Genomic DNA, 12,937 nt, shown 5'->3' with positions numbered 1-12,937 from the left:
TCAATTAAAAAATAGTTTATTAAAGTTATCTGTAGTTTTTTTTATAAGATCTTCTTTGGATATATTTTTAATTTCAGCTAATTTTGCAGCAGTAAAATCAATGAATGATGGTTCATTTTTTTTTCCTCTTTTAGGAACGGGTGCTAAAAAAGGACTATCAGTCTCAATTAAGATATTATCCATTGGGATAGATTTGAACGTATCTTGTAAATCCAATGAGTTTTTAAAGGTAATAATGCCACTTGCTGAAAAGAATGAATTTAAAGTCATTAGTTTTTCTGAGAATTCTTTAGACCCAGTAAAACAATGCATCAAAATTTTAAGGTTTTCATTTTTATATTCATTTAAAATCTCAAAAGTTTCTTTTTCGGCATCTCTTGAATGAACAATCAATGGAATATTGGTTTTTATGGATGCATCTATATGTTCTTTAAAACTTGCTATTTGCTTATCTTTTTCACTATTATTATAATAAAAATCTAACCCAGTTTCCCCAATACCAATAATTTTTGAGTTTTCATTGAGACTTTCAATGATTTGTTTTGAGGTAATAATATCTTTGGAGCTTTCATGAGGATGGATACCAATAGTACCATAGATCATCTCATCTTTATTAATTAAATCTTTTACTCTAGAAAAACTTTCAAACGAAGTTGAGATTGTTAGTAATTTTTCTATACCTATATCTTTTGATCTTTGTATTACGTTAGCTAAATCACTTAATAATGGTTCATGATCTAGATGACAGTGTGAATCAATCATTTTTTTTTTCTATTTTTTTAAAAAGTATATCTATTTTATTAATATTATTACCTTTTGTTAAATACTCATTATTAGAAACTAAATCTAATTTTATATTTTTTTCATTTATGGCAAAAATCTTTAATGCATTTAAAGAAGTTTCGGGAATAATTGGATATAATAAAAAACTTATTTTTCTAACAATTTCCAAAGTAGTGTATACAATAGTATTTAATCTAATTATATCGTCTTTCTTTTTCCATGGTTCTTGATCATTAAAATATTTGTTAGCCTCAAAAAGTGAATTTACAATATAATCAATGTAAAAATTAATATTTTGATTATCAATTTGAGACCTAATTTTATCTAAATTATCTTTATACTTATTTAATATTAATAAATCGTCATCATTAAATTTAATTTCTGCTGGAATTTTTCCATCACAATTTTTTATTGCAAAAGCAGTTACACGCTGACATAAATTTCCATAATTGTTAGCTAAATCACTATTGATACAATCTTCTAGTCTTTCTTGAGATATATTTCCATCATTACCAAAAGAAACTTCTTTAATTAAGTAGTATCTTAAAGGATCTAGACCATACTCTTTAATTATTTCAAGTGGATCAAGAATATTTCCTTTAGATTTAGACATTTTTTCTTCTCCTGATAATATCCATCCATGCCCATAAACTTTCTTTGGCAAATCAATTTTTGCTGCTAATAAAAATGCAGGCCAATAAACAGCATGGAATCTAAGTATATCCTTTCCAATTAAATGTATTGAGGCTGGCCAAAATTTTTTAAACAAATCATCATTTGTATTAGGATAGTTTAATGCACTCAAATAATTTGTTAAAGCATCCAGCCAAACATATATCACGTGGTTTTTATTATTTGGAACAGGTATGCCCCATGAAAAACTTTTTCTACTAACAGAAAGATCTTTAAGACCACTTTTTACAAAACTAATAACTTCATTTTTTCTAGATTGTGGAGCAATAAAATCTGGATTAGCTTCATAATAATCTAATAACGGTTTTTCCCACTTTGAAAGTCTAAAAAAATAAGATTCTTCTTCGATCCATTCAACAGGAGATTTTGATGAGATAGCAATTTTTTTTCCATCTAATTCCTCAATTTCGTCTTCATTATAAAAGGCTTCATCTGATACTGAATACCATCCAGAGTAGTTTGATAAATATATATCATCATTTTTCTCAAGTTCATTCCAAAGATGTTGAACTGTTTTTTTATGTCTAGCTTCTGTAGTTCTAATAAAATCAGTATTTGATAAATTCAAAATATTCGAAAGATCTCTAAAGGTTTGACTAATTTGATCACAAAATAATAGAGGCTCCTTCCCTGCTTTTTCAGCAGATCTTTGAATTTTCAATCCATGTTCATCAGTACCAGTAAGGAAATGAACCTGATGATCATCAATTATTTTAAATCTTGCAAAAAAATCTGCAACAATACTTGAATATGCATGACCCATATGAGGCTTAGCTGATGGGTAGTATATAGGTGTGGTAATATAATAAGTTTTATCCATTTAGTATTTTATCCTCAAATTCCATAAACAATGTTTCCTCATCTAAATTATAAGTTCTAGTATTGTTAATTTTTTCTAAAAAATAATGGTATGACTTTAATAAACTAATATTTTCAATAGATATATTGTTTCTAAAATAAAGTTCAATAAAAGAATAAATGATTTCAATAATTGATTTATCTTTTTTATAAATTTTATCTTTAATAATTGTTTTTAGTGTTGTGTTTAAATCGAAATTAACAAGATCTAAGCCATATTCTACAGATATCTTAATTAATTTAAATAATTTTCCAGGAGTTGCATAATAATCAAATAACTTATTATTAATAATAGTACTTATGTCATCGTTTAGTAGTTGATTAACAATTCTAATAGACTGATCTTTTGTTAAAAAAACTTTGAAATTTAAACATCTGGATTTAAGAGTTGGAAGCACTCTTTTATTGTTATTAATTAAAATAAAATTTATATTTTCATTAGGTTCTTCTAAAATTTTTAATAAAGCATTAATAGAATTTAAGTTTAATAATTCAATATTATCAATTAAAACAAATCTTTTTTTATTATTAAATGAGGATTTGTTTAAATTTATTATCAATTCCCTAATTTGATTTATATCAATATTTTTCTTTTCTTCTAAGACATCAATTAAGTAAAAATTTGGGTTAGATTTATTTAGTATAAGTTTATATGACTTATTATCTGGATTAATTTTATTATTTTCATAATCGTAGGGATGTTCTTCATTTTCCGACAACACAAAATTAATTAAATGATATGCTAATGTTGATTTTCCAATACCCTTTTCACCAGATAAAAGAATTTTATTAGGCAAAGTGTCGTTTTTGGATAATTTATATAATTGATTAAAAATTTTTTTGTGCTCAAATAAATTTATTTGAGTTAGGGGATTTAAATTCATTTAATTAATTTTTTAATTTGGTTTATTATTAAATCTTCATTTTTTTTTATATCTAAATTAGAATCAATTATTTTGCATGATTTTTTATTATATTTAGCTAATTTTAAAAAACCTTTTTGAACTTTGTTATAAAAATTCATATCAAACTGATCATATCTATTTAAAGTTTTTCTATTTTTCAATCTTTGAAATAGATTTTTTTTATTTACAACATTAAGAAAAGTAAAGTTGACTTTAATGTTTTTTAATAGAAATTTGTTTATTATGTTTATAATTTTTAAATCAACACCCATACCATAATGTTGATATGCAATAGTTGAATCTATAAATCTATCAATCAAAATAATTTTTTTTTTGTATGATTTTTTTATAAGATTTATGTTTTCACTACGAGCTGCTAAATATAAAAGTAAATCAGTATTTATGTTAAAATTAGATTTTTTATTTAAAATTAATTTTCTTATTTTTTCCGAATTGAGACTTCCACCTGGCTCTCTTATCTTTATATAATTAATTTTTTCTTTATCTAAATATTTAGATACTTTATTTATATGATGAGTTTTACCACTACCCTCTATACCCTCAAAAACAATGATGGGTTTTTTAGACATCACCCCAAATTAAGTAATTTATTGATTTTATTAATCTTGTAAAAAAATTAACTTTTTTAATTTCTTTCGATGAAAGTAAATCATACTCACCAACAAGCTCTTGATCATAAATAACTCTTAGAGTAGCTATTTTTTGATCTTTTTTAATCGGTGCTTCAACTGGTCCATCATATTTAACAGCAACCTTTAAAAGTTTTTTTTTCGCTTTTTTGATTGTTTTATAAATATTTTCCTTAGTGTATGCTTCCACACTATTCTCTTTTCCCAACCAAATATTAATTTTATGTAATGGTTTGTTGGCTTTAGCTATTTCTACAAGATCATAATTAGTAAGACCAAATGTAAGTAATTTTGTGCTCTCTTTAGATCTAGAATTTTTTGAATTAAAACCACTTCCAACAGCAATCAATCTTCTGCCATTTCTATCTATTGATGACGCTAAAGAGTATTTTTCAACAGCTAAATAACCAGTTTTTATTCCATCTGCTCCAAGATTTTTATAAAGCAAAGGATTTCTGTTTCCTTGTGTTATTGGATCACCTCCTGTTCTATCCCACGTAAATTCTTTTTCAGCAAACATTTTGTAAAATTCAGGATGTTCTTTAATTAAATATCTAGACATTTTTAAAATATCTCTTACTGTTGAATAATTGTCAGGGTCATTTATTCCAGATGAATTAGAAAAGTTTGTATTATCCATCTCTAATTCTTTTGCTTTGGCAGTCATTAAAATTGCAAATTCTTCTTCAGTACCTGCAATGCCTTCAGCTAATGCAATACACGCATCATTACCAGAAGCAACGATAATACCTCTTAATAAATTTTCTACAGAGACCTGATCGCCAACCATTATAAACATCGAAGAATATCCTGATGTAGATAGTCTCCAGGCTCTCTCTGATATTATAAATTTTTCATCTAAACTAAGATCACCTGATTTTATTAGATCAAAAGCAATAATTGCTGTCATTATTTTTGTCATAGAAGCCGGATAAATTGAAATATCTGGCTCTTTTTCATAGAGAATTTCTCCTGAATGATAATCTTGCAATATTGCAGTTCTTGCCTTTACATCAAAATTAGCTTTTGAAACACTTGCTAATGAAAAACTAAAAAAAATTATAATTAATAATATTCTAAACATCTTTTAATATCTCTATATTTTCAAAATTTAATACTTTTATTTTGTTAAATGATTTTTCTAGTTTTTTTATATCATTAAATGGACCCAATAATACCCTATATTTAGTTTTAGATAATTTCTTAATTACAGATTTTTTTATATTTGTCTCATCTTTTATTCTATTAACCATATTTTCTGCTGAGTCTCGGTAATAAAAATCTGCAATCTTTATTGAATATAAAAATTTATGTTTTTTTATTTTAACTTCTTTATCTTTTTCTTTACCCAGGTTATCTATAGTAATTCCATCTACAGGGGCTTTTTCAGCTACGTTTTTCTCTTCATCAAAAGTCTTTGCTTTTTTAGCTACAAATGTTGAGCTTTTTGAGATTAAAACAAGATCGATATAAGGTTCTTTAGTGTCAAGTGATAACTCATCAGCAATTCGTTGGGTTATTACAGAGTTGTAAAAAGATGAGAATTTAACATTATTTGAGATCACTTCAGCTATAATTGATTTACCATTAACAGGATTGGTAATTTTAACAAATGAATTTTTTTTAATTTTATTATGAAAAATTAAAAGAGATCTATTATCAATTTTTTTAGATATTTTTTTTTCTTTTTTTAATTTGTTATCATAAATTAAAGCAAATCCGGTATTACTATACTTTTGATCGCTAATATAAACTAAGTTTTTATTATTTTGATCAAATTGATTACATGCAGTTAAAAAAAGTATGGAAATAATTAATATGTATTTTTTAAAGTTCATTTTTAAATTTATCTTTTAATGTACAAACGGCTAAAGCAAATCGTAATGATCTATTCCATTTTAATATTATCTCATAGTTATTAAATACGATATATGCTGGATTTAAAGTTTCGGCATCAGGTATGATATCTTTATCTGGAGTTATAATAGCTACCTTTAACGAATTGTACTTGCTATCTATTTGATCATTATTTTTAATAAATTTTCTAAAATATTTTAATTTTTTTTTATCATGAAGTCTTTTTGCAGAAATATTCAAATATTTACTTGGTATATTCTCTGATAAATCAATTCTATAAAAGCAAGGATTCTCACTTTCCCAACCTATTTGATTTAAATAGTTTGATGCAGAAGCATATGCATCATTATTATTTTTTAAATCTATATATCCATTGCCATCATGGTCAATTGCATAATTTTTCATTGTTGATGGCATAAATTGAAAAAAACCAAAAGCACCTGCCCAAGATCCATATAACGTTTTATAATCTATTTGTTCATTTTCAATTAGTCTCAAAAGAATTAATAATTCGTTTGTAAAAAATTCTGATCTTCTTTTGTCAAAACTTAAGGTTGCCAAAGAGGATAAAATATCCATTTTACCAACATAAGTTCCAAAATTAGTTTCTATTCCCATTAGAGCTAATAGTAACTCTCTCTCTATATTAAATTCGTTTTCAACGTTATTGATTAACGTTGAATTTTTTTCATAGAATTTTTTACCCAACGAGACTTTTTTTGATGATGTTCTTTTTGAAATATAAGTTTTAGTATCCTCGTAAAATTCAGGTTGATACCTATCATATTTTATTACATCTGATAAAAATTTGGTATCAGACATAACTATATCAAATGTTTTTTCTGAAATATTGTTTTCTAAAGCTATTTTTTTAAAATTTAATTTCCAATTTTCAAATTCTTTATTGATATCAGCAAATGAAAAATTAATAGAAATAAAAATAAAAAATAAAAAAATATTAATTAGTTTCATGTAAATCTTTCAAATATATAATTACAGCAATCCAAATAAAAATAAAACTAACTAATTTTGTTATTGAAAAAGGCTCGTTGTAATAAAAATACCCTAATAAAAACTGAAAAGTAGGAGTTATATAAAATATCATGCCAGCGGGACCTAAACCACAGAGTTCAACTCCCCTAACATATAAAAATAAAGGTATGACAGTCATAGGTCCAGCAAGATAAATAAATAGCATCATCGATGGATCGGAAAATTGAAAATCATTATATCCTTTGCTTGCTATAAAATAAAAAACTATAAGTGCAAATGGCAATATAAATAAACTTTCGATAAGAAGGCCTATATCAGTATCAACATTTATTTTTTTTCTAACAAGATTGTAAAACCCCCAACTTAAAGCAACAATTAAACCAACCCAGGGCAATGATTTAATGCTTACTATTATTAAAAAAAGAATTGATAAAATAACTAAGAGAATTGAAAAGATTCTTTTTTTATTAAGATTTTCCTTAAAAAAAAGATAACCTAGCATTACACTTAAAATGGGCATTATAAAATACCCAAAACTTGCATCTATAATTCTATTTGTTGCTATAGCATATATCCATACACCCCAATTTATAAAAATTAAAAATCCTGAGATAAATAAATAAAATAAATTTGATTTATTTTTTACAATGTTAAAAAAAACATTCCATTTAGAGAAAAAAAAAGTAGTCAGAATTAAAGTAAACGCTGTCCACAAACATCTATGAACTACTAATTCAATATGCCCAATATAAGCGATATATTTAAAATAAATTACACCAAAAAATCCCCACCAAAATGATCCAAACCCAGCAAGTAATAAGCCTTTGTTAAATTCTTTATTCATAGGAAAGCATGATGCTTTAAATTAATAAGTTTATTAGACTATTTTATGGTTGAATTAAATAATTATAATTATAAAACCTTGCTCATGGAGAGATGGCTGAGCGGTTGAAAGCACCGGTCTTGAAAACCGGCAAAGGGGCAACTCTTTCCTGGGTTCGAATCCCAGTCTCTCCGCCATCATTTTTGTGTATAGTTAAAATTTTTATATAAGAAATTAATATTATTATTTTCAAATTCAAAATCGGTTTTAAAACCATTATAAAAATTATACAAATTAGTGTCATCAATATTCAGTAGCTTTTCTAAATCAAGAAGATCATTTTCATTTAAATTATTTATATATTCTTTTGTAAATGCCCCCAAAAGATTATCCATTTCTTTTGTGCCTCTATAATTAGATCGGTAAATAATTTTTTTTTTTAATTCATCTATGTTGATCATAATAATTAGAATATATTAGTAATTAATGAATAATAAAACAAATTATGAATATTTATTGTCAGATTTAAGTTCTTTAAAAGGTGTGGGAACTAAAACAAAAAATTTATTAAAGAAGAAAAATATTAATAATTTATTTGATTTACTATGGAAACTACCAAAATCTTATACAGATAGAAGCTTATCATCAAAAATAAAAGATTTAAAAATTGGTGAAATACAAACAGTAACTATAATTCCTCAAAAGTATAATTTCCCACGTATAAGGAAATTACCAAATAGAGTTTTATGTAGTGATCAAACTGGTGAAATAGATTGTATTTTTTTTAATAGTTATGAAGGATACATAAAAAAAATACTTCCACTGGGTAAAGAAATTACTGTTAGTGGTAAAATAGGTTATTTTAGGAATAAATACCAAATTACAAATCCAAAATATGTTTCTGAAGACTCTTCTTTAATCAAGCAAACTCATAATAAATACTCATTAACTGAAGGTATTTCTGAAAAATTATATAATAAAATCTTAAATCAAATAATCAATGATTTACCAGTTTTTAATGAATGGCACTCTAAAAATATTTTATCTAAATTCAAAAATATAAGTTGGAATAGCTCAATTAAAGAACTTCATAAACCTGAAAATATTGGAAATTATAAATCAAATTTCTATCAAAGACTTGCTTTTGATGAAATATTTTCAACATTTCTTGTTAATTCTGAAATAAGAAAAAAAATAAGAAAAATAAAAAAAAAAAATAAAGTTATCAATTTAAATAAACAAAATTCTATAACTGATAAATTAGATTTTTCTCTTACCGATGATCAACAAAAATCACTTAACGAAATAAACAAAGACTTAAGTTCATCAAATAAAATGTTTAGACTTTTGCAAGGAGACGTTGGTAGTGGAAAAACAATAGTGTCTCTTTTAGCAGCAATAAATAGTATAAATTCTGGTTTCCAGGTTGCTTTTATGGCTCCTACGGAAATTCTAGCAAGACAACATTTTAATCTAGCAAAAAAATTATTTCCTAAAAATATGAATATAGCTCTTATTTCTGGAAAATCAGAATACAAGGTAAAAAAAGAAATACTTCAAAGATTAGAAAATAATAAAGTAGATATTATTTTTGGTACACATGCTATTTTTCAAAAAAAAATAATTTTCAAAAAATTAGGATTAATAATTATAGATGAACAACATAAGTTTGGAGTAAATCAAAGAAAAAAATTGTCAGACAAAGGTGGATCAAATTGTGATGTGTTATTAATGACAGCAACACCTATACCAAGAACTCTAACAATGACAATTTATGGTGATATGGATATTTCAATAATTAGAGAAAAACCTAAAAATAGAAAACCAATTAAAACATATAGTAAATTAGAGGTTAAAATTGAAGATGTATTAAAATTTATAAAAAAAGAAATTAACTTAGGAAATCAAATTTTTTGGGTTTGTCCATTAATTGAAGAATCTAAAAAATTGGATCATACATCGGCTGTAAAAAAGTATGAATATTTAGAGAACAAGTTTCCAAATCAAGTTTGTTTGCTTCATGGAAAAACTGATATAGATGAAAAAAATGAAATTCTAAACAATTTTTTAAATAATAAATTTAAGATTTTGGTTTCTACAACAATTATTGAGGTTGGGATAGATTTTCCGAATGCAAATACGATTATAATTGAAAACGCTAACAAATTTGGTTTATCTCAACTTCATCAATTAAGAGGTAGAGTTGGTCGTGGAGATAAAGACTCTACATGTATATTAATGTTTAAATCAAATCTAAGCGAAAACGCAAAAAAAAGAATAAAAATTTTAAAAGACACTAATGATGGTTTCTTAATATCTGAAGAAGATATGAAATTACGAGGGTTTGGTGATATTTTGGGATTTAAACAAAGTGGTGTAAAAAATTTTAAGTTAGCAGATCCAATTCAGAATAGTGATCTTTTCTTATTAGCTGAAAAAGAAATGAGAAGAATAGAAAAATCAAATGAAGATATAAGTAAATTCAAACCTTTGATAAAATTGTACGATAAGGCTGATATAATAAACGATATCGTTTAAGATTTTTTTGTTGAGGTACCCGCTGACACTATAAATTTGGAAGCTTCTTCAAAAGACATATTTAAATATATAACATCTTCTACCGGAAACATTAATAAGAAACCACTTGTTGGGTTTGGTGTGGTTGGAACGAAAACATTAATTAAATTTTTGCCAGTTTTTTCTGCCATCTCTCCTTTGTTTTCTTTTGTAGCAAATCCAACGGCCCAAACCCCTTTTCTGGGATATTCGATCAAAACAACACTCTTTTTACCATCATCTTTTTTTGAAAAAGTTTCAGTCATTTGAACAATTGCTGAATAAACAGTTCTCAAAAAAGGAATTCTTTTAAACAAATCATCAATTAATTTCAGAATTCTTCTTCCAAAAAATGATAAAGACAGGCCACCAACGATTGTAATAAGTAAAATTGAAATTACAATTTCAACGCCAGGTATATTAAAAGGTAAATAACTATTTGGATTAATATTTTTTGGAATTAAGTTTGAGGATATTCCTATTAAAATTTTAGTTAAATATAAAGTAAAACCTATTGGTATTAAAACAACAACACCAGCAATAAAATAATTTCTAAGTGTTAAAGAAAATGATTTTTTATTAGTTTTTTTAGCCATAAAATTAACTGTAACTAGCGTAAATCACAAACAATATTGAAATAATAAATAATACTATTAATATTTTATTGTTAAGATTCATGTTAAACTACTATTATCAAATTTTATAGTTATGAATAGAAGAAAATTTTTATCTTATATGGGTTGTGGATGTGGAAGTTTATTATTATCTTCTTGTACCACTGCACCTATAACTGACAGAAAACAATTAAAAATTGTCTCTGAGGCTAAACTTAATGCCCAAGCAGCAGCTATTTATGAAAGAATAAAAGAAAAAGAAAAAATGAGCGATGACACAAAAACTCTTGATGAAATTAAAGAAATTGGAAAAAGGATGGAAGATTCAATTTCTGAGTATTTTTACAGGGCTGGTTTACAAGATCCTACTCTAGATTTTGAATGGGAATATATATTAATAGATAGAAAAAAAGTAAGGAATGCATGGTGCATGCCTGGTGGTAAGATAGCAGTTTATACTGGAATACTTGAAGCTACAAAAAATACAGATGGGTTAGCAGCTGTAATGGGACATGAAATAGCTCATGCTGTTGCAAAACATTCTGTAGAAAGAGCTAGTAGAGCAACACTTGTTAACACAGGAACACAGTTAATAGATATTTTTAGTGGAGGAAAATTATCACAAGTTAATAGAACAACAGGAATTAACACAGTTGGTTTAATAACACAATTAGGTCTATTAAATCCTTTCAACAGAAAGCAAGAGAGTGAAGCTGATTATTTGGGTATGATTTTCTCTTCTTTGTCAGGTTATGATATAAGAGAAACTGTTAAGATATGGGAAAGAATGAAAAAACTAAATAAAGGCAAGGAACCACCTGAATTCATGAGTACTCATCCTTCATCGGATAATAGAATAAAAGATTTAAATGAAAAAATGAATGGAGTGATTTTGGATTATCCTCCACTAGATATAAGCTAATTCAATTAGTGGTGAGCCCTGATGGACTCGAACCATCGACCCATTCCTTAAAAGGGAATTGCTCTACCAACTGAGCTAAGGGCCCCCAAATTATTCAAATTGAATAGTTGTTATATACATAATTATTTTATTTTTTCAAATGTCAATTTGAACTAAAAATTCTATAGCTGTTACAACTTATCAATGTATTTATCATGAAATTGATTGAAAGTGCCTTCATTGATATTATTTCTAATTGAAGCCATTAATTCTTGATAAAAATTAATATTGTGAAGGCTAAGCAGCATAGATGCTAAAATCTCATTTGTATTAAATAAGTGATTTAAATAGTTTTTTGAATACCTATTTAAATTTAAATTGTCACAACTAGGATCTAGTGGGGTATTATCATTTTGATATTTATTATTTTTTATATTGATTCTTCCTTGCCAAGTAAAAGCCAAACCTGTTCTTCCAGATCTTGTTGGTAAAACACAATCAAACATATCGATACCTCTTTTTACTGCACCCAATATATCAGATGGTGTTCCAACACCCATTAAATAATGAGGTTTTTCAGTTGGTAAAAATTCTTTAATAACATCTAAGGTTGAAAACATTTCATTCTGAGTTTCTCCAACAGCTAAACCACCAATCGCATATCCATCAAAACCAATTTTCATAAGTTCTTTTAAAGATTTGAGCCTTAGATCTTTGAACAAACCACCCTGAACGATACCAAATAAAGCTTTATGAGGATTTTTACCAAATGCTTTCTTTGATCTTTCGGCCCAATAAATAGAAAGATCCATAGAATTTTTTATTATTTTGTAATCATTAGTTTTCTTAGGGCATTCATCCATAATCATTACGATATCTGAATTTAAACCTAGTTGTATTCTAATGCTCTCTTCTGGACTTAAATAAAATTTTTTACCATCAACATGAGAGTTAAAAATAGCACCCTTCTCCCTGTCAATCTTATTTAATTTTGAAAGAGACATAACTTGAAAACCACCTGAGTCAGTCAAAATAGGTAAATCACAATTCATAAAATGATGAATACCTCCAGCTGATTTAATTCTTTCAACACCTGGACGTATCATTAAGTGGTAGGTATTCGAAAGTATGATTTCAGAGCCTGTTTTTTTAATATCATCTATTGTGCAAGCTTTTACTGTAGCTTGAGTCCCAACAGGCATAAATGCTGGAGTATGTATATTTCCGCGATGAGTCTCTATTAAACCACACCTAGCAAATTTATCTTTTTTTAAAACGTTAAAGGCAAATTTTTTTAATGCCAT

The 12,937-nt window shown here is 26.0% G+C and carries 13 protein-coding genes and 2 tRNA genes; 3 read left to right on the top strand and 12 right to left on the bottom strand.

From position 1 onward, the window contains the following. From ACTT9L_RS02080 to rarD, 8 genes are read right to left on the bottom strand one after another with little or no spacing between them, the layout of a single operon-like run. Nucleotides 1-762, bottom strand: a complete 762-nt coding sequence (locus ACTT9L_RS02080; protein WP_440927708.1) for a TatD family hydrolase — start codon at nucleotides 760-762, stop codon at nucleotides 1-3. Then, a complete protein-coding gene (gene metG, locus ACTT9L_RS02075; RefSeq protein WP_440927707.1) occupies nucleotides 755-2,296 on the bottom strand; it encodes a methionine--tRNA ligase in 1,542 nt (513 codons plus the stop codon). Before metG ends, ACTT9L_RS02080 begins: the two co-directional genes overlap by 8 nt. After that, nucleotides 2,289-3,218: an AAA family ATPase gene (locus ACTT9L_RS02070; RefSeq protein WP_440927706.1), complete on the bottom strand. Its 930-nt coding sequence runs from the start codon at nucleotides 3,216-3,218 to the stop codon at nucleotides 2,289-2,291. Before ACTT9L_RS02070 ends, metG begins: the two co-directional genes overlap by 8 nt. Further along, on the bottom strand, nucleotides 3,215-3,829 hold the full coding sequence (tmk, locus tag ACTT9L_RS02065) for a dTMP kinase (RefSeq protein ID WP_440927705.1): 615 nt from the start codon (nucleotides 3,827-3,829) through the stop codon (nucleotides 3,215-3,217). Before tmk ends, ACTT9L_RS02070 begins: the two co-directional genes overlap by 4 nt. After that, entirely contained in the window at nucleotides 3,822-4,973 is a 1,152-nt protein-coding gene (locus tag ACTT9L_RS02060; RefSeq protein WP_440927704.1) for a D-alanyl-D-alanine carboxypeptidase family protein, read from the bottom strand. Before ACTT9L_RS02060 ends, tmk begins: the two co-directional genes overlap by 8 nt. Beyond that, a complete protein-coding gene (locus ACTT9L_RS02055; protein WP_440927703.1) occupies nucleotides 4,966-5,727 on the bottom strand; it encodes an SPOR domain-containing protein in 762 nt (253 codons plus the stop codon). Before ACTT9L_RS02055 ends, ACTT9L_RS02060 begins: the two co-directional genes overlap by 8 nt. Next, on the bottom strand, nucleotides 5,717-6,718 hold the full coding sequence (locus tag ACTT9L_RS02050; RefSeq protein ID WP_440927702.1) for a lytic murein transglycosylase: 1,002 nt from the start codon (nucleotides 6,716-6,718) through the stop codon (nucleotides 5,717-5,719). Before ACTT9L_RS02050 ends, ACTT9L_RS02055 begins: the two co-directional genes overlap by 11 nt. Continuing rightward, nucleotides 6,705-7,583 carry an EamA family transporter RarD gene (gene rarD / locus ACTT9L_RS02045; protein WP_440927701.1) on the bottom strand — a complete coding sequence of 293 codons (879 nt, stop codon included), beginning with the start codon at nucleotides 7,581-7,583 and terminating at the stop codon, nucleotides 6,705-6,707. The genes ACTT9L_RS02050 and rarD overlap by 14 nt, the downstream gene beginning before the upstream one ends. A gap of 86 nt (nucleotides 7,584-7,669) precedes the next feature. Between rarD and ACTT9L_RS02040 the strand changes: the two genes are divergently transcribed. After that, a tRNA-Ser gene (locus tag ACTT9L_RS02040) sits at nucleotides 7,670-7,759 on the top strand. Here the strand turns inward: ACTT9L_RS02040 and ACTT9L_RS02035 are convergent. Beyond that, nucleotides 7,760-8,023: a succinate dehydrogenase assembly factor 2 gene (locus tag ACTT9L_RS02035; protein WP_440927700.1), complete on the bottom strand. Its 264-nt coding sequence runs from the start codon at nucleotides 8,021-8,023 to the stop codon at nucleotides 7,760-7,762. A 25-nt stretch (nucleotides 8,024-8,048) separates the two neighbouring features. Here ACTT9L_RS02035 and recG point away from each other — a divergent pair, with 25 nt between their 5' ends. Next, nucleotides 8,049-10,100, top strand: coding sequence for an ATP-dependent DNA helicase RecG (gene recG / locus ACTT9L_RS02030; RefSeq protein ID WP_440927699.1), 2,052 nt, complete (start codon nucleotides 8,049-8,051; stop codon nucleotides 10,098-10,100). Here the strand turns inward: recG and ACTT9L_RS02025 are convergent. Next, complete coding sequence (locus ACTT9L_RS02025; RefSeq protein ID WP_440927698.1) at nucleotides 10,097-10,714, bottom strand: DUF502 domain-containing protein; 618 nt, start codon at nucleotides 10,712-10,714, stop codon at nucleotides 10,097-10,099. The two genes, recG and ACTT9L_RS02025, sit on opposite strands and share 4 nt — an antisense overlap. Nucleotides 10,715-10,826: 112 nt before the next feature. Here ACTT9L_RS02025 and ACTT9L_RS02020 point away from each other — a divergent pair, with 112 nt between their 5' ends. Further along, entirely contained in the window at nucleotides 10,827-11,654 is an 828-nt protein-coding gene (locus ACTT9L_RS02020; RefSeq protein ID WP_440927697.1) for a M48 family metallopeptidase, read from the top strand. Between the two features lie 9 nt (nucleotides 11,655-11,663). On the opposite strand, the gene ACTT9L_RS02015 is transcribed toward ACTT9L_RS02020, so the two are convergent. Together ACTT9L_RS02015 and tgt are read right to left on the bottom strand one after the other, a co-directional pair. Continuing rightward, a tRNA-Lys gene (locus ACTT9L_RS02015) sits at nucleotides 11,664-11,739 on the bottom strand. Nucleotides 11,740-11,824: 85 nt separating this feature from the next. Further along, on the bottom strand, nucleotides 11,825-12,937 hold the full coding sequence (gene tgt, locus ACTT9L_RS02010) for a tRNA guanosine(34) transglycosylase Tgt (protein ID WP_440927696.1): 1,113 nt from the start codon (nucleotides 12,935-12,937) through the stop codon (nucleotides 11,825-11,827).

Source organism: Candidatus Pelagibacter sp. (assembly GCF_052049675.1).
GTDB lineage: Bacteria > Pseudomonadota > Alphaproteobacteria > Pelagibacterales > Pelagibacteraceae > Pelagibacter.
This window is presented reverse-complemented; position numbering and strand designations above follow the sequence as displayed.